Source organism: Streptomyces sp. DSM 116793, assembly GCF_057320905.1.
Genome location: NZ_CM170494.1, coordinates 7,010,310 through 7,030,901 on the forward strand (window position 1 = coordinate 7,010,310; position 20,592 = coordinate 7,030,901).

The 20,592-nt window shown below is 75.2% G+C and carries 12 protein-coding genes; 8 read left to right on the plus strand and 4 right to left on the minus strand.

The window, feature by feature from the left end:
• Positions 1–36: 36 nt before the first annotated feature.
• The gene (locus ACSMXW_RS27610) at positions 37–1,494 is read left to right on the plus strand and encodes a gamma-aminobutyraldehyde dehydrogenase (protein ID WP_485800216.1); all 1,458 of its coding nucleotides are present in this window, start codon (positions 37–39) and stop codon (positions 1,492–1,494) included.
• Positions 1,495–1,736: 242 nt separating this feature from the next.
• On the opposite strand, the gene ACSMXW_RS27615 is transcribed toward ACSMXW_RS27610, so the two are convergent.
• Both ACSMXW_RS27615 and ACSMXW_RS27620 read right to left on the minus strand, forming a co-directional pair.
• Positions 1,737–2,468 carry a glycerophosphodiester phosphodiesterase gene (locus ACSMXW_RS27615; protein WP_485800218.1) on the minus strand — a complete coding sequence of 244 codons (732 nt, stop codon included), beginning with the start codon at positions 2,466–2,468 and terminating at the stop codon, positions 1,737–1,739.
• Between the two features lie 206 nt (positions 2,469–2,674).
• Positions 2,675–3,721 carry an adenosine deaminase gene (locus ACSMXW_RS27620; RefSeq protein ID WP_485800219.1) on the minus strand — a complete coding sequence of 349 codons (1,047 nt, stop codon included), beginning with the start codon at positions 3,719–3,721 and terminating at the stop codon, positions 2,675–2,677.
• A gap of 590 nt (positions 3,722–4,311) precedes the next feature.
• On the opposite strand from ACSMXW_RS27620, the gene ACSMXW_RS27625 reads away from it, so the two are divergent.
• From ACSMXW_RS27625 to ACSMXW_RS27635, 3 genes are all read left to right on the plus strand, one after another.
• A complete protein-coding gene (locus ACSMXW_RS27625; protein WP_485800220.1) occupies positions 4,312–5,067 on the plus strand; it encodes a DUF4190 domain-containing protein in 756 nt (251 codons plus the stop codon).
• Positions 5,068–5,544: 477 nt separating this feature from the next.
• A complete protein-coding gene (locus ACSMXW_RS27630; RefSeq protein ID WP_485800221.1) occupies positions 5,545–7,794 on the plus strand; it encodes a hypothetical protein in 2,250 nt (749 codons plus the stop codon).
• Between the two features lie 13 nt (positions 7,795–7,807).
• Positions 7,808–8,521, plus strand: coding sequence for a GNAT family N-acetyltransferase (locus ACSMXW_RS27635; protein WP_485800222.1), 714 nt, complete (start codon positions 7,808–7,810; stop codon positions 8,519–8,521).
• On the opposite strand, the gene ACSMXW_RS27640 is transcribed toward ACSMXW_RS27635, so the two are convergent.
• Entirely contained in the window at positions 8,462–9,343 is an 882-nt protein-coding gene (locus tag ACSMXW_RS27640) for a phosphatase PAP2 family protein (RefSeq protein ID WP_485800223.1), read from the minus strand. The genes ACSMXW_RS27635 and ACSMXW_RS27640 overlap by 60 nt on opposite strands.
• A 600-nt stretch (positions 9,344–9,943) precedes the next feature.
• Entirely contained in the window at positions 9,944–11,278 is a 1,335-nt protein-coding gene (gene gabT / locus ACSMXW_RS27645) for a 4-aminobutyrate--2-oxoglutarate transaminase (protein ID WP_485800224.1), read from the minus strand.
• Positions 11,279–11,721: 443 nt separating this feature from the next.
• Here gabT and ACSMXW_RS27650 point away from each other — a divergent pair, with 443 nt between their 5' ends.
• From ACSMXW_RS27650 to ACSMXW_RS27665, 4 genes are all read left to right on the plus strand, one after another.
• The gene (locus ACSMXW_RS27650) at positions 11,722–14,082 is read left to right on the plus strand and encodes an ATP/GTP-binding protein (protein ID WP_485800225.1); all 2,361 of its coding nucleotides are present in this window, start codon (positions 11,722–11,724) and stop codon (positions 14,080–14,082) included.
• Between the two features lie 411 nt (positions 14,083–14,493).
• Positions 14,494–16,173 carry a PucR family transcriptional regulator gene (locus ACSMXW_RS27655; RefSeq protein WP_485800226.1) on the plus strand — a complete coding sequence of 560 codons (1,680 nt, stop codon included), beginning with the start codon at positions 14,494–14,496 and terminating at the stop codon, positions 16,171–16,173.
• A 542-nt stretch (positions 16,174–16,715) separates the two neighbouring features.
• The gene (locus tag ACSMXW_RS27660) at positions 16,716–18,161 is read left to right on the plus strand and encodes an aldehyde dehydrogenase family protein (RefSeq protein WP_485800227.1); all 1,446 of its coding nucleotides are present in this window, start codon (positions 16,716–16,718) and stop codon (positions 18,159–18,161) included.
• A 417-nt stretch (positions 18,162–18,578) separates the two neighbouring features.
• Complete coding sequence (locus tag ACSMXW_RS27665; protein ID WP_485800228.1) at positions 18,579–20,537, plus strand: acyl-CoA dehydrogenase family protein; 1,959 nt, start codon at positions 18,579–18,581, stop codon at positions 20,535–20,537.
• The last annotated feature ends 55 nt before the right edge of the window (positions 20,538–20,592 follow it).

Here is a 20,592-nt window from a genome sequence, read left to right on the forward strand (position 1 = left end):
AACTGGACATCTGGGCATCCGACAGGAGGGCCGGCAATGACCACCGAGCTGCGTCCGCTGCGCACGCTACGCAACTACATCAACGGCGAGTTCCGCGAGGCCGCGGACGGGCGCACCACGGAGGTCGTCAATCCGGCCACCGGTGAGGCCTACGCCACCGCGCCGCTGTCCGGCCGGGCGGACGTCGACGCCGCCATGGCGGCCGCGGAGGCGGCGTTCCCGGCCTGGCGCGACCTGATCCCCGCGGAACGGCAGAAGGCCCTGCTGAAGATCGCCGACGCGTTCGAGGAGCGCGCCGAAGACCTGATCGCCGCCGAGGTCGAGAACACCGGCAAGCCCGTCGGCCTCACCCGCACCGAAGAGATCCCGCCCATGGTCGACCAGATCCGGTTCTTCGCCGGCGCGGCCCGGATGCTGGAGGGGCGCTCCGGAGGCGAGTACATGGAGGGGCTGACGTCGTTCGTGCGGCGGGAGCCCATCGGCGTCTGCGCGCAGGTCGCGCCCTGGAACTACCCCATGATGATGGCGGTGTGGAAGTTCGCGCCCGCGCTCGCGGCCGGGAACACGGTCGTGCTGAAGCCGTCCGACACCACGCCCGCGTCCACCGTCCTGATGGCCGAGATCATCGGCTCGATCGTGCCCAAGGGCGTCTTCAACGTCATCACCGGCGACCGTGACACCGGCCGCCTGATGGTGGAGCACCCCACCCCGGCCATGGCGTCCGTCACCGGCTCCGTGCGGGCCGGCCGGGAGGTCGCAGGGTCCGCGGCGCAGGACCTCAAGCGCGTCCACCTGGAGCTGGGCGGCAAGGCCCCGGTCGTGGTCTTCGACGACCTCGACGGCGCCGCCCTCGCCAAGGCCGTCGAGGACATCGCCGTGGCGGGCTTCTTCAACGCCGGGCAGGACTGCACCGCCGCCACCCGCGTCCTGGTCCACGAGAACATCCACGACGAGTTCGTCGCGGCGCTCGCCAAGACCGCCACCGAGACGAGGACCGGGCAGCCCGACGACGAGGACGTCCTCTACGGGCCGCTCAACAACGCGAACCAGCTCGCGCAGGTCGCCGGGTTCATCGACCGGCTGCCCGCGCACGCCAAGGTCGAGGCGGGCGGCCACCGGATCGGCGACAAGGGCTACTTCTACGCCCCGACCGTCGTCTCCGGCCTCAAGCAGGACGACGAGATCGTCCAGAAGGAGGTCTTCGGCCCGGTCATCACCGTCCAGCCCTTCACCGACGAGGCCCAGGCCATCGCTTACGCGAACGGCGTCGAGTACGGGCTCGCCTCCTCGGTGTGGACCAAGGACCACGGGCGCGCGATGCGCCTGTCCAAGGCGCTCGACTTCGGCTGCGTCTGGATCAACACCCACATCCCGCTGGTCGCGGAGATGCCGCACGGCGGCTTCAAGAAGTCCGGCTACGGAAAGGACCTGTCCGCGTACGGCTTCGAGGACTACACGCGCGTCAAGCATGTGATGACGTCGCTGGAGTTCTGAGACGAGCAGTTCCGGCGGCCGGCGACGGCGGCCCTGTGCATCGGACTCCGGCTCGGCGAGGCCGTGGACGCGCAGGCGACGCCGCCGCTGGAACACGCGGGCGAGCGGCCGGTCGGCGCGGGGGCGGTTTGGGTGAGCGCCCTGGCGTGCCGGCCCGCCGGGAGCGCTCAGTCGGTAGCCGCTCCGTCACGTGACCGGGCAGCCGTTGAGTATCCGGACAGCCGCCGAGGCGGGCAGTCGCCTCAGCCGGACGGCGTCGCCGGCCGAGCCGTGGCGCCGGCTCGGCGCGTCCGCAGTGCGTGCAGCACGTCGACGCGGTTGGTCGTGATGGCGTCCACGCCCAGCGCGAGCAGCCTCCGCATCGCTCTGCCGGTGTCCGGCGTCCACACCGACAGCAGCCGGCCGCCGGCGTGCACCCGGGCCGCCAGGTCCCGGTTCACCAGGCCGAAGCGGTAGTTGAGCCAGCGCGGCGCCACCGCGTCGAGCAGCGCGGGGCGCGGCGCGGCCGGAGTGGTCCAGGTGAGGGCGATCTCGGCGCCCGGATCCGCGGCGCGCACCGCCAGCATGGCCCGCGCGCCCCCGCAGTAGTACACGCGCTCGCCGGCCCCCTGCTCGCGCACCACTCCCAGCACCCCGCGCACCGTGGCCGGCGAGGCGTCCGGCAGGTCGATCAGCACCCGGGCCGCCGCGTCCCGCTCCATCACCGCCCCGAGGGCCTCCGCCAGCGTGGGCACCCCGCCGCCGGTCAGCTCCGTGACCTCCGCCGCGGTGAGCCGGGACAGCGGGGCGTCGTGCTCCCACAGCCGCTCCAGGGTGGCGTCGTGCAGTAGCACGGGAACGCCGTCGCGGGTCAGCCGGACGTCGATCTCGACGGCGTCCGCGCCCCGGTCGAGCGCGGAGCGCACGGACGGCAGGGTGTTCTCGCGCCTGCGGTACGGATCGCCCCGGTGGGCGACGGCGGTCACGGTGTGCATGGGCCCATTGTGGTACGGGCCCCGAGCCCCCGAGCCGTGGCGGTTCGGGATCCCGGGCCACCGGCCCCTCCTGGCCCGCACTGGCCCGCCGTCGCCGCGGGTCCGGTGGCCGGTCCGCCGTGGTCCGCGGGCCCGGTGGCCGGTCCACCGCCCCAGGCCGGTCCGCCGCCCCGGGCCGGGCGCCGTCCCCTCCGTCGCCCGTGCGCTCAGCCCTTCACCGGCGCGGCCGACGGCCATGCCGCGGTGTACGCGTCGATCTCGGCCGCGATCGCGGCCTTGCCCGCCGGGTCCAGGAACGACGCCTCGACCGCGTTCTTCGCGAGCGCCGCCACGCCCTGCTCGTCCAGCCCGAGCAGCCGCGCCGCGATCTCGTACTCGGTGTTGAGGTCGGTGCCGAACATCGGCGGGTCGTCGGAGTTGACGGTGACCAGCACGCCGGCGTCCACCATCGCCTTGATCGGGTGCTCGTCCAGGGTGCGCACCGCGCGGGTGGCGATGTTCGAGGTGGGGCAGACCTCCAGCGGGATCCGGTGCTCGGCGAGGTGGGCGAGGAGCTTCGGATCCCGCGCGGCGCTGGTGCCGTGCCCGATGCGCTCGGCCCGCAGGTCGCGCAGGGCGTCCCAGACGGTCTCGGGCCCCGTGGTCTCCCCGGCGTGCGGCACGGAGTGCAGGCCCGCCGCGATGGCCCGGTCGAAGTACGGCCTGAACTGCGCCCGCGGCACGCCCATCTCCGGCCCGCCCAGCCCGAACGCCACCAGGCCCTCCGGCCGCAGCCCGTCCGTCACCGCCAGCCGGGCGGTCTCCTCGGCGGCGGCGAGGCCCGCCTCGCCGGGGATGTCGAAGCACCAGCGCAGCACGGTGCCGAAGTCCGCCTCGGCGGCCGTCCGGGCATCCTCTATGGCCGCCATGAAGGCGCGTTCGTCCATGCCGCGACTCGTCGACGAGTAGGGGGTGACGGTCAGCTCGGCGTAGCGCACGTTCTGCCGGGCCATGTCCCGGGCGATCTCGTACGTCAGCAGGCGGATGTCCTCCGGGTCGCGGATCAGGTCCACGACCGAGAGGTAGACCTCGATGAAGTGCGCGAAGTCCGTGAACGTGAAGTACTCCGCGAGCGCCTCCGGATCGGTGGGCACCAGGGTGCCGGTGTGGCGCGCGGCGAGGGCGGCGACGATACGCGGGGAGGCGGAGCCCACATGGTGCACGTGCAGTTCGGCCTTGGGCAGTCCGGCGATGAAGGCGTGCAGGTCGGTCAAGGTCCCTCCCCGGGATGGGCGCCCGGCCCGGGCGCGGTGATCGGCTGATCGGTGGTGCCGGCTCATCGTAGGCGGCCGTGTCACCTGCGGCGGGCCTGGCCCGTAGCATGACGGGACGAACGAGAGGGGGGCAGTCCATGCCAGAGGGAGCACCGCCCGCGGGCGATCCGGAACAGCCCGCGGGTGACCCGGCGGAGCGGGGCGGCTTGGGGGTGCCGCCGGAGCGCGGGACGTCCCTGGAGAAGCCGCGCGCCGGTGCCGCGCCGCCCCCGCACGCCAGCGCGCCGGGCGCACGGGCGCACGGCACCGCCACCGGGGACGCCCCAGCATCCGGCACGGTGCCGGGTGCGCCAGCCCCCGGCACCGCACCGGGCGCCCCCGGCACCTCGGCCACCGCCCCCACCGCCGGGGCGCCCCACGTGCCCATACCGGCGCCGCGGCCCGCCACGGCACCGACACCGACGCAGGCGTCCAGCACACCACCGCCGCCGTCCACGGCACCGTCCCAGCCACCCGGGCACCCGCCGGAAGCCACCGGACATCCCGCAGGACCCGCCGGGCACCCCTTGGGATCCGCCGGGCAGCACGAAGTGCCCGGCAGCCCTTCGCAGCCGCCCGCACAGGCCTACGGCGGTCCCTCGCGGCCGTACGGACCGCCCTCGCCGGTTGAGCGGCAGCAGTCCGCCTGGCCGCCCCCGCAGGGCTCCGCGGGGCCGCCCCCGCAGGGTTCCGCGGCGCCGCAGCAGGGCCTGCACGACCAGCAGACGATCGTCGGGGTCCCGCCCTTGGCCGGCCATGCCACCGCGCCCGGCTTCCCGCCGGCCGGCGCGCCCGGGGCTGTGCCGCCCCCGCCCATGGCCCCCTCGGGCCCCGGCACCGGGTACGGTCACCCCGGCCCGGGCCCCGGCTACCCGGGTGCCCCGATGGGCGGCCCCGGCGCACCCGGGTACCCCGGCTATCCGGCCGGCGCCGGCTATCCCGGGAGCTACCCCGGATACGGCTGGCCGGGCATGGGCATGCCACAGAACGGCCAGGGCACCGCCGCCCTGGTGCTGGGCATCCTCTCCGTCTGCCTCTGCTGGGTCTACGGTGTGGTCTCCCTGGCCCTCGGCATCCTCGCCGTGGTCTTCGGCGTGAAGGGCCGCAAACGGGTCGAACGGGGCGAGGCCACCAACGGCGGCCAGGCCCAGGCCGGTTTCGTGCTGGGCATCATCGGCATCATCCTGGCGGTGGTCGTGGTGATCGCCCTTGCCGTCGCGATATCCGAGTCCGGAGACGACGACTACGGCACCGACGGCGGCTACGGCTACTCGGCCGACCTGACGGCCGCGCACCACCCGCACTGACGGCCGCGCACCACCCGCCGGGCCTCCGACCGGACCGGTCCGGACCCATCCTTACCCCGCCGGACGCTGAGTCCGCCGCCGCACCGGCGCGCCAGTCCGCGGGTTCGCCGGTCCGCCGGCCGCCGACCCGCGGGTCGGCCGACGCACCGGCGAACAGCACACCGGCGACACCGCACCGCGGCCCCCGTGCACCACCGCACCAGCGGGATCCGCACGCCGGCGGGATCCGCGCACTCGCGGGACCCGCGTACCAGCGGGATCCGCGCACCCACGCACTCGCGCGCCTGCGGGGCCAGCGCACCTGCGCACCCGCGGGCCAGCGCACCTGCGCCCCCACGCCCCCGCGGGACCAGCGCACCCGCGGAACCCGTGCACCCGCGCACAACCACGCCCGGCGCACGACGCGCCCCCGCGCACCGGTGCTCTGGCTCGTTCCGCTCCTCCCGCCGCACACCTCCGCGTTCCTAAGATGCGGGAATGCATCGGGACCTCCTGAGCGCGCTGGCCGGCGGTGACCCGGAGCCGCTCGGCCACTGGCTGGCGAGCCACGGCGTGCGCACCGGGCGGCTGCGCGACCTGCCGCGCTGGAACACCGGGCAGGGCGCGGAGCGCCGGCCGTCCGCCCGCCGCCCGCCGGACCGCACCGGCGAGGTGGCCGAGGCGCTGGCCGCGGAACTGCCGAGGGTGTGCGACGAGCCCGGCGGCCCCGCCCTGCTCCTGCTCCACCTGCTGTACGAGGTCGAGCAGGCCTGGGAGGTCTCGTACCACTTCGGCCTGCTGTGGGACACGCTGCGCGCCACCGAGCGCCTGCTGCGCTCCGGGCAGGTCCGGGTGCCGCCCCGCGAGCGCGACGCGGTGGACGCCGTGCTGTCCGCCCTCACGGTCCTCGACCACCGGATCAGCGCCGAGAACGCGATGGTGAGCTGCCGCCTCGACGGCCTGGCCGCGGCCTGCGACGACGCCACCCGCGGCGCCCGCCGGACGGCCCGGCTGGCCGCCCGGCTCACCGGCTTCCCCGCGCTCGGCGACCACCTCTCCGCGGCCGCGGAGAAGTGGGAGACGTACTGCACGGCGGTCGCGGCGGCGGCCCGGGGCGCCCGGGAGTTCCTGCGCTCCGGCACCCCGCTGGGCGAGGTGATCCGCGTCCTGGGGGCCGCGGAGGCGCACCCGGCCCTGTCCAGCGTCGACCGCAGCGAACTACGGGCGCACCGCTTCAGCCTGCTGCGGCTCGACGCCCGCCGCAACGACGTCTGGCTGACCGTGGACCACGGCACGCTGGTCTACCTCTACCCGTTCGCCGTCCGCGGCATCGGCGCCGAGCAGGCGGTGGACGAGGTCCGGCGGCACGCCGCGGACTGGACACTCGGCGGGACGAGAGAGCTGACCGTCTCCACCTCGCTGGACATGGACGACATCTGGGACGGCTCGGACTCCCGCGGCAGACGTTACGAGGGCGCGGCCATCACCCTCCCCGACGTCGTCGTCCGGGGCCTCGACGGAGCCCGGCTCGCCTCCGTGGCCGCGCAGGTCCGGTTCTCCGAACTGGGCAACCACGCCATACGCTTCGAGGCGGAGATCACCGCCACCCCCGCCCACGAGCTGTACGCCATGATGTTCCGCGGCGCCCCCGAGCACGGCCAGGGGCGGGTCTCCTTCCGCACCGGCGCCCCCGGCCCGGCGGCGAGGACCTGGCCGCGCCTGTCCCACCTCGCCGTCGCCCTCGCGGAGGACGTCGAGCGTGAGCTGCGGCGGGCCCTTGCCGGCGGCGGCCCGGAGCCGTCGCCGGGTGCGGACGGCCGGCGGTTCTCCGGCGTACGGACGGTCAGCAGGCCCGGCATGTACCAGCTCGTGCTCAGCGTGGACGCCGCGTCCACCGCGGTGGGTCCGCACGGGGCCGGCACCCCCAGGGAGGTCAGGACGACGGCGGAGGCGCTGGCGGCGGGCGGCGCGGAGGTGCTCGTCAACCCGGTGCCGTCGCAGATGGGCTCGGTCGCCGACTGGATACGGTTCCCCACCGAAGTGGAGCACGCGGCCGTCGCCCGGGGGCTCAGCGAGGAACTCGTCGTGCGCACCCCCAACACCACCCTGCTGGTCTCCCTGGGCCAGCCGGAGTTCATCAGCGCGGGCCGGGTCGACCTCGCCGAGTTCACCGCGTCCCTGGACGGCCTCTTCGCGGGCTGGTCCGACGAGCTCGCCGGCCACTACGAGCGGATCCAGCTCCTGCACCGCCGGAGCCTCGCCCTGGCCGGCGGCCCCGTGGCGAGCGTCGCCGAGCTGACGGAGCTCTCCCAGGAGGTGGACGACGAGAAGGTGCGGCTGAACGAGTTCACGGTGGACGCCAGGGCCGTCCTCGCCCTGATCCGTTCCCCCTCGCTGGTGACCTCGCCCGTCGACGCCCGGGACATCGACCTCCTGCTGCGGTACTCCGGGTTCCCGGAGCGCGCGGAGGAACTGACGGCTCGTCTCGAAGAGGTCGCCACGGAGCAGCTCGGCGTCACCATCGACAAGCTGGCGGCCCAGCGGCTGGCCCAGCAGCGGGTGAAGCTGGAGGTGTTCCTGGCCGTCATCGCCGCGGCCGGGGTGTCCGGGCTGGTACAGGTGCTCCAGACCGGTTTCAGCGGCCAGGCGCTCGCCCGGACCCTGGCCGTGGCCGGCGTCGTGCTCATCGGAGCCGGCGCGACGGTGCTCGGCATATGGGTCGGGCGCGGCGGATGGCGACGAGGATGAGGAAGGGGCGCCCATGCGGGTCCTGGACGTGGCGGGCCCCGGCCCGCTGCTCGACGCGGTGCACCGCGACGTACTGAGCCCTGCCTTCAACGCGGACGAGCTGATGCCCGGCGGGGTCCTCGTCGCACCGCTGGCCGAGGGCCGCGCCGTCGTCACCGCGCTCGTCGACGACAGTCAGAGCCCCCTTGCGGCGGCCGTCGGCGAGTGGTCGCCGGACAGCGGGGTGCTGCTGCTGGCCCACCTCGCCGTCCGTTCCGGCCTGCGCTCGGCAGGTCTCGGCAGCCGCCTGATGGCGGAGGTCACCGGGGCGTGGCAGAGCCGGTTCCGGCCGCTGATGACCCTCGCCGAGTTCGAGCACCCGCTCGGCCACCCGCCCGACCCGTGCCGCGGCGACCCGGCGGCCCGGCTCCGCTTCTACGCCCGGCACGGCGCACGCGCCCTGGACCTGCCGTACTTCCAGCCCGCGCTGGGGCCCGGCCGCAACCGCATCTACGGCATGCTCCTGGCGGCCCTCACCACCGGGCCGCCGGGCGCCGGCCGGTCCGCCGCCACCCTGCCCGCGGCGCCGGTACGGGACTTTCTCACCGGCTACCTGGAGGAGACCGAGGGCGCCGTCGGCACCGACCGGCCCACCGCCGAGCTCTTCGCCGCGCTCGGCCGGGGCCCCTCACTCCGCCTGCTCGGCCTCGCCGACCCGTCCCGCCTCCCGCTCTCCACGGCCTCCTGAACCCGGCGCTCCGGACGGCCGCGGGCGGACAACCCGCCGCCCCCCTCCGGCAGCGGCACGCGCGCCCCCGCCGACCGACCGCACCCGGCCGCCCGAACCGCCCGACCACCACCCCGGCCCCCATCGCCGGACCACACGAATCCACACCCCCGGCAGCACACCGCACAGCAGCCAGCTCCCCAGCACGTCCAGCGGCCAGTGGTAGCCGCGCACCACCAGTCCCGCGCCGATGGCCGCGTTCAGGGCGAGCACGCCCGCGAGCAGCAGGCGGCGGTGGGCGCGGCAGCCGAGGGACGGCAGGATCAGCAGCGCCGCGAGGCCGTAGGCGACGACGGCGGTGGCCGCGTGCCCCGACGGGAAGTAGCCGCCGGGAGCCGCGCCCGGCGGGCCGGGCCGGCCGATGAGCACCTTCAGCGGCACGACCAGCGCCGGCACCGCCCCCATCGCCAGGGCCGCCGCGAGCGGCGGCAGCCACCAGCGTGCCGGGGCCCGGCGGCGGTCGCGCAGCGCGGTGCATCCGATCGCCAGGACGAGCACCGGGACGGCGACCGTGGCGTTCCCCAGGTCGGCGAGGAGTTCGGCGAGCGGGCGGAACAGGCCGCCGCGCAGGGCGTGGCCGAGGCGCTCGTCGGCGCGGCGCAGCGGGCCGTCGGCGGCGACCTGCCAGGCGACCAGGGCGAACAGCGACAGGGCCAGACATGCGGACGGCCACCCCGGAACAGGGGGGATGGTTCCGGGGTGGCCGTTCTGACCGGTTTGCCGCGCGCCCCGGGGGGTTTGGGGCGGGCGGCCATCCGATCGGTGAGGAGTTCCGGGGCCCAAGGCCCCGGGTGTGTGCGCGAGGGCACAGCCGGAACGCGGCTGGGGAGGCCACGATCCGGAACCGCCCGCAGTCCCCTGTGGGCGGGGTGTCTCTCTCATCTGCGAAGAACTTACGACAGTGGCCCGGCCCCCCGACAGCCCGATCGGCAACCCGTCATTGCCCTCGCACACGTTCTTCACACCCTCTGACCCCCACGCGGCGGCCTGGGAGAGGCACGAACGGCCCTGCCGGCGCGGGCCCGCCCCGGCCCACCCGGGGCGGGCTGTGACATGGGGCGGCTCCGCCGCGTGGGCGCGACGAGCCACGACGGGACCGCGGGTCGCCACCGTCCCGAGGGTGCACTCTCTGCCGCCACCGGCCACCGGCCACCGGCCACCGGGAGACGGCGGGCGGATGGTGCGCAGCGCCCCGCCCCCAGGGCGCGGGGAACTGCCGGGGGTACCCCCCACGCCTTTCAGGCGGTGGGGGACAGCCACGACGCGACCGGCAGTACGCCCACCACCTGGAGGGGCGACCTCTGACGCCCCCCGGCCCCGGCAGGTGGCCGGCGGGAGGGCGGGTTGCCGCAACCCGCCACCACGCCGCCCGCCGCGCCCCGCTCAGAGCCCCGCAAGCGCCTGCTCAAGGATGTCGAGCCCCTCGTTCAGCAGGTGCTCGGGAATCACCAGCGGCGGCAGGAACCGCATCACATTGCCGTACGTCCCGGTGGTCAGCACCACCAGCCCCGCCGCGTGGCAGGCCTTGGCCAGCGCGGTGGTCGCCTCGGGCGCCGGCTCCTTGGTCGTACGGTCCTTCACCAGCTCGATCGCGAGCATTGCGCCCCGCCCGCGGACGTCGCCGATGACGTCGTACTTCTCCTGGAGCGCCGTCAGCCGCGGCTTCATGATCTCCTCGATCCGGCGGGCCCGGGCGGGCAGGTCGAGCTCCTTCATCGTCTCGATCGCGCCCAGCGCGCCCGCACAGGCCACCGGGTTGCCGCCGTAGGTGCCGCCCAGGCCGCCGCTGTGCGCGGCGTCCATGATCTCGGCGCGGCCGGTGACCGCGGCCAGCGGCAGGCCGCCCGCGATGCCCTTCGCGGTGGTGATCAGGTCCGGCACGATGCCCTCGTCCTCACAGGCGAACCACTGGCCGGTGCGGCAGAAACCGGACTGGATCTCGTCGGCCACGAAGACGATGCCGTGCCGCGTGGCGAACTCCCGCAGCGCCGGCAGGTAGCCCTTCGCGGGCTCGATGAAGCCGCCCTCGCCGAGCACCGGCTCGACGATGATCGCGGCGACGTTCTCCGGGCCGATCTGCTTGGTGATCTCGTCGATGGCCTGCGCCGCGGCCTCGGGACCGCAGTTCTCGGGGCCGGTCGGCCAGCGGTAGGCGTACGCCACCGGAACCCGGTACACCTCGGGCGCGAAGGGGCCGAAGCCGTCCTTGTACGGCATGTTCTTGGCCGTCAGCGCCATCGTCAGGTTGGTGCGGCCGTGGAAGGCGTGGTCGAGCACGACGACCGCCTGCCGCTTGGTGTACGAGCGGGCGATCTTGACGGCGTTCTCCACCGCCTCCGCGCCGGAGTTGAAGAGCACCGACTTCTTCGGGTGGTCGCCCGGGGTCAGCTCGGCGAGCCGCTCGGCCACCTCCACGTACGGCTCGTAGGGGGTGACCATGAAACACGTGTGGGTGAAGTCGGCGAGCTGGGCCGTGGCACGCCGGACGACGGCCTCGGCGGAGACGCCCACCGTGGTGACGGCGATGCCCGCGCCGAAGTCGATCAGCCGGTTGCCGTCCACGTCCTCGATGATGCCGCCGCCGGCGCGCGCCGCGAAGACGGGCATCACGGAGCTCACACCCGCCGCGACCACGGCGGTGCGTCGGGCCTGAAGCTCCTGCGACTTGGGGCCGGGGATGGCGGTGACGACGCGGCGCTCCTGCGGAAGTGCGGTCATGAAGGGGCTCCTGTGGGGTGGTGCGGACACTGCCTGGTGCGTTCTGCTGCGTTCTGGTGCGCACGGGTGCGCTCTGGTGACGTTCTTGTTCCCGGTGTTCCCGGTGTTCCCGGTGCGCCTGGTGCTCCGGTGTTCCCGGCGGCTTCGGTGGTTTCCGGCGTCTTGGGGTTCTTTCGCAGGCTAGGGCCGTGGGTGGGGTGGAGGCATGCTCCACGGGGGAGTTGTCGGGAAGAGGGGTTGTCCGCAGTGGACATAGCCACGGGCCCGGCCCGCACCACCCGTGCCTCCGCCCCGGGCCCGCCGGAGGGACCGGCCCCGCGCAGGCCCGCCGACCCTGGACGGTGGCGCGAGGACACGGCCAGGGGACTGTCACCGGTGAACTCCCCCTGCCCGGGCACTAGATTGACCCGCAAGGAGAGCGGCCGGTCAGGGGGACAGGGGCGATGGACAGGGACGGCACACACCAGACGCAGGGCACGCACGCCGTACCGGTGCCGCGCCCGGCCGGGCCGCCGGCGGTCCCGCCGCGCCCCGGGCACCCGCCCGCCCCGGTCGCCCGCCCGGCCACCGCCGAATGGCTGAGCCGCCCCCGGCCACCCGCCACACCGGGCGTCTGGCGGTACGGGTACGTGCCGCGCCGCCCGGAGGAGAAACCGGAGCGCGCCTCCGCCCGGGCGCTGCTGACCGGCATGCTGATCTCGCTGCTGTCGGGGCTGCTGGTCTGGTCCCTGTGGCGCAACGGATACATCCCGTACCAGTTCGTCCCGCTGAAGCTCTTCACGCCCGACGCCTGGTGGTGGCCCGGCACCACGTCCATCAGGACCGTCGAGGGCAGGGAGGCCCGGTACGTCTACGACGGCGTGGTCTTCGGCCTTGTGGTCGTCGTCTTCGGCCGGCTGGGGAACTGGCCGGAGGCGGCCAGGCAGTTCGTGACGGGCCGGCGGCAACCGCTCAGGGCCGGCGTGGCCCTGCTCGCCGCGGCCGTGGTGATGCTCCTGGTGTGGACGGAGGTCGTGCCCGTCGTGCTCCCGGTCCTGGCGCTGGTCGCGCTGGTGGCGGGCAGCGGCGTGTACCGGTCGGACCTCTTCACGTTCCTGCTCTACGCGGCGATCACGGTGGCCCTCCTGTGGCCGTTCGCCAGGATCGGCGGCTGGTCGGCGGTGCTGCGCGGCCGCGGCGCCGCGGGCGGCGGTGAGCTGCCGCCCCCGCCGCCGAAGGAACCGGCCCCCGGGGTGCCGCCGGACGAGTGGCCGGAGGTGCGGGCAGCGGGGCGGCACGACGCGGCGGACCGGCTCGCCGCGGAGGTGCGGGCCGGCCGGATGAACGACGTGGACTGCGCCCGCGTGCGGCAGGCCTGGGCGGCGGCGCAGCACAGCCCCGCGGCCCTCGCCGCCTTCACGGACACCGTCCTGCGCGACGGGGCGGCCGCCTGGACCCACCCGTCCGGGGCGCGCGACCTCCCGGCGCGCACCGCCCACCACGACCTGCTCACCGGTCAGGTGCGGATAGGCACCTGCGTGGACGGCGAACGCAACCCCTTCGAGCACCGCGGCGCGGGCGCCGCCCTCGAACCGGCGGTGCTGGGCACCTCGCTGCTGGCCGTCGGTCCGCCCGGCGCGGGCAAGACGGACCGGCTCGTGCGGCCCGTGGTCGAGTCCCTTGCCCTCCAGGCGCTCACCGGCCGCTGCGCCGTGGTCGCCGTCTGCGCCGCCGGCACGCCGCTGGGGCCCGACGACGCCTTCGACGTCGTGGTGCGGCCCGGCGACCCCGCCTCCGTGCACGACCTCGACCTGTACGCCGGCGTCACCGACCCCGACGAGGCGGCGTCCTTCCTCGCCGAGGGCCTGGTCGGCGACGTGGAGGGGGTGGACGCCCGGCGCGCCGGCACCGCGCTGGCCCAGCTCCTCGGCCCGTTCCACGCGGCCCACCGCCGCTTCCCCACCGTGCCCGAGCTGGCCGAGCTGCTGGCCGGCGCGCCGCCCGCCCTCGCGGCCCTGCGGGGCGCGCTGGAGGCGGCGGGGAACGACGCCATGCTGCGCGAGCTGGACGCCCGGGCGCGGCTCGCGGCGAGCCCCGCCGACCCCGGCCTGGCCCTCGCCGACCGGCTGGCGGTGCTGGACCGGCCCGCGTTCGCCGGCTTCTTCGGCGCGGGGGAGCGCGCCGCGCGCAGCTTCTCGCTGCGCGCCATGGCCCACCACCCGCTGCGGGTCCGCATCGACCTCCCTGAGCGGCGGCACGAGGAGGCGTCGCGGCTGCTCGCCCGGCTGCTGCTCGCGCAGTTCACCTCGCTCGCCGCGTCCCGCACCGACCGCGGGTCCTTCGTCTGCCTGGTCCTCGACGACGCCACGCACGCCGTCACCGCCCGGACGGTGCGCGGCATCCAGCGGCTGCGCGCGGTGAACGCGGGCGTGGTGCTGGCGCTGCGCACCATCGCGGACGTGCCGGAGGCGCTGCACGGGGCACTGCACAGCGCGGTCGGCTGCCGCATGGCGTTCTCCGGCGTCACCACCTGGGACGGCCGGCGCTTCGCCGAGGCGTGGGGCACCCAGTGGGTGGAGACCCGCGAGGTCGCCAAGCACACCGTCTTCGCCGACCAGCCGATGACCCGCGCCATCCACGCGCTGCGCAAGCTGGTCACCGGCAGGGCGGTGACCACGGACGCCGTGACCGTGCGGCAGGTGGAACGGGAACGCTGGTCCGCCTCCGAGCTGGCGCACGACCTGCCGCCGGGGCACGCCGTGCTCTCCCTGACCGCGGTCGACGGCGAGCACGCCCCGCCGCTCCTGGTCGACCTGCGCGCCTGACCGCGCGGCGCCGCGCCCGTGACCGGGGTGCCGGTCTCCCGTCGTCGGGGTGCGCAGGGCGGTCTCCCGCGCCGCTGGGGCGCCCCGCTGCTGGTGGGCGCCCCCCACCGCGTCCCGTTCGCGCCCGTGAACGGCCGGGACACGGTGATCGGATTGTCCGGATGAGGTGGGGCAGGGATCGCATCGGTCCCCTACACTGAGGCACAATCGATAGGGACCGTTCATACGCGACGGCCAAATGATCAGTGAGGGCCGCGTGGCTGCCCGGGCGGTGTCAGGGCCGGGCTGACAGCGTCCGCGGTGTTCTCGTCGTAGCCGTCACTGCGTCACCGTGCCCGGCACGGCCCCGTCAGCGTTTACGGACGAGGCCCGCCGGCGTGCGTCCGTCACAGAACCGAAGGCCCTGGTCCCATGCCTCCCACCCTCGCCTCGCTCGTCCACCACTCCGCCCTCAAGCTCACGGTGCGCGCGGCCGGGGACCGGCTGGACGCCCCCGTGCGCTGGGTGCACGCCAGTGAGCTCACCGACCCGGTGCCGTACATGGAGGGCGGCGAACTGCTGCTGATCACCGCGCTCAATCTGGACGCGGAGGACCACGAGGCGATGCGCCGCTATGTGCACCGCCTGGCCCGCGCCGGCGTCGCCGGCATCGGCTTCGCCGTCGGCGTGCACTACGAGGACGTGCCACAGGCCCTGGTGGACGCCGCCACCGCGGAGAGCCTGCCGCTGCTCGAGGTGCCCCGCCGCACCCCCTTCCTCGCCATCAGCAAGGCCGTCTCCGCCGCCATCGCCGCCGAGCAGTACCGCGCGGTCACCGCCGGCTTCGCCGCCCAGCGCGAGCTGACCAAGCAGGCCCTGGCCGACGGCCCCGAGCGGCTGCTCAGCGCGCTCGCCGCCCAGGTCGACGGCTGGGCCGCGCTGTACGACGCGTCCGGCGCCGTGGTCGCCGCGGCCCCCGAGTGGTCGTCCCGCAGGGCCGCCCGGCTCACCCCCGAGGTGGAGCGGCTGCGCCGCAGGCCCGCACCGGCCAGCGCCGTCGTGGGCATCGGCGCCGCGGACCGCAGGGGCGGCGCCGAGGACCGCGTGGAGCTGCACACGCTCGGCACCGGACGCCGGCCACGCGCCGCGCTCGCCGTCGGCACCGCCGCCGCCCTCGGCACCGCCGACCGGTACGCCGTGCACTCCGCGATCGCCCTGCTCACCCTCACCACCGAGCGCTCCCGCTCCCTGCACGCGGCGGAGCTGCGCATCGGCGGGGCGGTGCTGCGCATGCTGCTGGCCAGCGAGCCCGACCACGCCCGGGCGGTCGCCGGCGACCTCTACGGAGGCCTGCTCGACGCGCCCTACCGGCTGATCATCGCGGAGCAGACCTCCGCGGCCCGGCCTGCCCCGGCCGCCGCCAAGACCGGCCGGGCCCAGGCCCCGGGTGCCGTCCCGGCCGCCCCGGAGCCGCCCCCCGCCGGCCCGCTGGAGGCGCTTGTGGACGCCGTCGAGTCCGCCGCCGCCCGCGCGGGGGAGGCGGTCCTCGTGGTGCCCGAGGGCGACCGCCTGGTGCTGCTCGCCGCCGACGGCGGCGTCGCGGCCGACGCCTGCGCCCAGTACACCGAGGCCCTGGACGCCTCCCACGGCACCCCGGCCGAGCCGGCGGCCGCCGCCGAGGTCGCCGACGTCGTCGTCGGGGTCTCCGCGCCCGCCGGGCTCATCGGCGCACCGGCCGCGTACCGGCAGGCCGAGCAGGCGCTCTCGGTGGCCCGGCGGCGCGGCCGGGCCCTGGTCGAACACGCCGAGCTGGCCTCGGGATCCGTGCTGCCGCTGCTCGCCGACGAGGCGGTGCGGGCGTTCGCCGACGGCCTGCTGCGGGCCCTGCGCGAGCACGACGCACACGGCCGCGGCGACCTCGTCGCCTCGCTGCGCGCGTGGCTCTCGCACCACGGCCAGTGGGACGCGGCCGCCGCGGACCTCGGCGTGCACCGGCACACCCTGCGGTACCGGATGCGCCGCGTCGAGGAGATCCTCGGGCGCTCCCTCGACGACCCGGACGTGCGCATGGAGCTGTGGCTCGCGCTCAAGGCGACGGCGGGGGCGGAGTAGGGGGTTCCCGGGCGGCCCCCTGCTGCGGGCCCGCACGCCCCCATGCTCCCCGTGGGCCCTTTTGCGCCCCGGGGGCGGGGCACCCCACTCCGCGCCTCGGCAGCGCGGATCCCCCACCTGTCGCTGGTGGGCGGGTGCGGTAGGGGGCGGCTGCTTGGGTCGGTGGCGGGCTGCGGGTTGCGGTGGGCTGGTCGCGCAGTTCCCCGCGCCCTTTCGGGCGCGTTCCGCGTCCTGCCGCTGTGTCTTGGGCGGTTTGTGTGGTGCCGCCGGTTTGTCGCTGGTGGGCGGTGCGGCAGGGCGGCTGCCTGGTTCGGTGGCGGGATGACAGTCCGGGTGGGTTGCTCGCGCAGTTCCCCGCGCCCCTCTCGCGGCGCGGCCCCGCGTCGACGGCCTACGGCCGTGGCGTCCGGTGGCGTCCGATTGTCCCTGCCAATCCGTCACAGCTGCGTGCGGGAATGCTACGTACCGGACAAACGACCGGCCGTCCCTCCGCCCCTACCGTGGAGGCCAGAGAGATCCCACCTCGGAAGGGCCGGCCCACGATGACCACCACCCACGCCTTCTGGCTCGCCGGGCGCAAGGCCACCGGCGAGACCACCGTCGACGTCACCAGCCCATGGGACGGGCGCCTGGTCGGCCGGGCGGCCGTGCCGACCGAGGAGCAGGTCGAGGAGGCGGTGGCCGCCGCGTACGCCGTCCGCGACGCGTTCGCCGCCACCCCCGCGCACGTACGCGCCGCCGCGCTCGACCACGTCTCACGGCGGATCGCCGAGCGGAGCGAGGAGATCGCCGCCCTCATCTCCGCGGAGAACGGCAAGCCCATGAAGTGGGCCCGCGGCGAGGTCGGCCGCGCCATCTCCGTCTTCCGCTTCGCCGCCGACGAGGCCAGGCGGTTCAACGGCGGCGAGGCACAGCGCCTGGACTCCGATCCCGGCGGCGTGGGACGGCTCGCCCTCACCCGGCGCTTCCCCAAGGGCGTCGTGCTCGGCATCGCGCCGTTCAACTTCCCGCTGAACCTGTGCGCCCACAAGGTCGCCCCCGCGATCGCCGTCGGCACTCCCATCGTCCTCAAGCCCGCCCCGGCCACCCCGCTGTCCGGCCTGCTGATCGGCGAGCTCCTCGCCGAGACCGAGTTGCCCGCCGGGGCCTGGTCCGTGCTGCCGGTGCCCAACGACCGGATGCCCGCGCTGGTGCAGGACGAACGGCTGCCGGTGATCTCCTTCACCGGGTCCGACAAGGTCGGCTTCGCCATCCTGGACTCGGTGCCGCGCAAGCACTGCACGCTCGAACTCGGCGGCAACGGCGCGGCGGTCGTCCTCGGCGACTACGCCTCCGACGCCGACCTCGACCACGCCGCGCAGCGCATCGCGACGTTCGCCAACTACCAGGGCGGGCAGTCCTGCATCTCGGTGCAGCGCGTCATCGCCGACGCGGCCCTCTACGACCGCCTGGTGCCGCGCATCGTGCGCGCCGTGGAGGCGCAGGTGACCGGCGACCCCGCCGACGACGCCACCGACGTCGGGCCGCTGGTCAGCGAGGACGCCGCGCGGCGCGTCGAGTCCTGGGTGGAGGAGGCCCGGGAGGCCGGCGCCACCCTGCTCACCGGCGGCAAGCGCGAGGGCGCCGTCTACGCGCCGACCGTCCTCGCGGACGTGCCCCCGGACGTGGCGGTCTCCTGTGAGGAGGTCTTCGGCCCGGTCCTCACGGTCGCCAGGGCCGAGGACGAGGCCGCGGCCTTCGCCGCCGTCAACGACTCCCAGTACGGGCTCCAGGCCGGCGTCTTCACGCACGACCTGCAGGCCGCGTTCCGCGCCCACCGCACCCTGGAGGTCGGCGGCGTCATCGTCGGCGACGTCCCCTCCTACCGCGCGGACCAGATGCCGTACGGCGGCGTGAAGCGGTCGGGGGTGGGCCGTGAGGGCGTGCGGTTCGCGATGGCGGACTACACGTACGAGCGGGTCATGGTGCTCACAGGCCTCGACCTCTAGGGGCCCTCCGGGGCCCGCACCCCCAACCGCCGCCGGCCGGACACGAGGCCTTCCGGCGGGAGAAGAGGCCTTCCGGAGCTCGGCGGGTCCCTGGAGCGCGGGGAACTGCGCGATCAAGTCCCACCGGCCGGTGGTCGGGGACGGGACCGGAAGGGGCCCGGGCCGGTGGCTCGCCGCGGGTGCGTCGGGGTCGGTCGCGCAGTTCCCCGCGCCCCTGCCGGGGCGCAGCCTCACCGGCCGGTCTCCCGCGTCCCTGCCGGGGTGCGGCCCGCCGGCGGGGGCCGTAGGCCGCTCACCCGCTCGTGTCGCAAACCGGTGCGGACCGGTAACTCCCTCCCATCGGGGGTATACGGCTGAGTAGAACCGGCCGGTAACCACCGGCCGGCGCCCACGAGAATGGGGCGAGGTGAGCTCTCCATGTCCGCACCGACCACGTCCGAGGCCACGTCCGCCACCGGCCGCGCCGTCACCGAGCGGGAGGCACGGCAGGTCGCGGAGGCCGCCCGCGAACAGCAGTGGCGCAAGCCCAGCTTTGCCAAGGAGCTGTTCCTCGGCCGTTTCCGCCTCGACCTGATCCACCCGCACCCGCTGCCGGCGGACGAGGACGTGCGCCGCGGCGAGGCCTTCCTCGCCGCGTTGCGCGACTTCTGCGAGACCAAGGTCGACGCCGCCCGCATCGAGCGTGAGGCCCGGATCCCGGACGAGGTGATCATCGGCCTCAAGGAACTGGGCGCGCTCGGCATGAAGATCGACGAGAAGTACGGCGGCCTCGGCCTCACGCAGGTCTACTACAACAAGGCCCTCGCCCTCGTCAGCTCAGCGAGCCCGGCCATCGGCGCGCTGCTCTCCGCGCACCAGTCGATCGGCGTGCCCCAGCCGTTGAAGCTCTTCGGCACCGAGGAGCAGAAGGACACCTTCCTGCCGCGCTGTGCCCGCACCGACATCTCCGCGTTCCTGCTCACCGAGCCGGACGTCGGCTCCGACCCGGCCCGGCTGGCCACCACCGCCGTGCCGGAGGGGGACGACTACGTTCTCGACGGCGTCAAGCTGTGGACGACCAACGGCGTGATCGCGGACCTGCTGGTCGTGATGGCGCGGGTACCGGAGTCAGAGGGGCACCGGGGCGGCATCACCGCGTTCGTGGTGGAGGGCTCCGCCGAGGGGGTCACCGTCGAGAACCGCAACTCCTTCATGGGCCTCCGCGGCCTGGAGAACGGTGTCACCCGCTTCCACCGGGTGCGGGTCCCCGCGGCCAACCGCATCGGGCCCGAGGGCGCCGGCCTGAAGATCGCCCTCACCACCCTCAACACCGGCCGTCTCTCGCTGCCCGCGGTGTGCGCCGGGGCGGGAAAGTGGTGCCTGAAGATCGCCCGGGAGTGGTCCGGCGCCCGCGAACAGTGGGGCAGGCCGGTGGCCCGGCACGAGGCGGTCGGCGCCAAGATCTCCTTCATCGCGGCGACCACGTTCGCGCTGGAGGCCGTGCTCGACCTCTCCTCGCAGATGGCCGACGAGGACCGCAACGACATCCGCATCGAGGCGGCCCTCGCCAAGCTCTACGGCTCCGAGATGGCCTGGCTGATGGCCGACGAGCTGGTGCAGATCCGCGGCGGCCGGGGCTTCGAGACCGCCGCCTCGCTCGCGGCCCGCGGTGAACGCGCGGTCCCCGCCGAGCAGCTGCTGCGCGACCTGCGCATCAACCGGATCTTCGAGGGCTCCACGGAGATCATGCACCTGCTGATCGCCCGCGAGGCCGTGGACGCCCACCTGTCCGTGGCCGGCGACCTCATCGACCCCGACAAGTCCCTGAGCGAGAAGGCCAGGGCCGGCGCCAGGGCCGGCGGCTTCTACGCCCGCTGGCTGCCCAAGCTGGTCGCGGGGCCCGGGTACCTGCCCGGCACCTACGGGGAGTTCCACCCCGCCGGGCACGCCGACCTCGCCACCCACCTGCGGTTCGTCGAGCGGGGTGCCCGCAGGCTGGCGCGCGCCACCTTCATGGGCATGTCCCGCTGGCAGGGCCGGATGGAGACCAAGCAGGGCTTCCTGGGCCGGATCGTCGACATCGGCGCGGAGCTGTTCGCGATGAGCGCCTCCTGTGTCCGTGCGGAGCTGCTGCGCTCGGGGGGCGAGCACGGGCGCGAGGCGTACGAACTCGCCGACGTCTTCTGCCGCCAGGCGCGACTGCGGGTCGACGAGTTGTTCGACCGGTTGTGGACGAACACGGACGCGGCCGACCGGAAGCTGGTCAAGGGCGTCATGGCGGGTGCGTACAGTTGGCTGGAGGAAGGGGTCGTGGACCCCAGCGGCGAGGGCCCCTGGATCGCGGACGCCGTGCCGGGCCCGTCCCAGAAGGAGAACGTCCACCGGCGCATCCACTGAGCCCTGCCCCCTTCCGCCTCGGGCCCCGTCTCCAGGGGCGCGGCCGTGTCCTCGG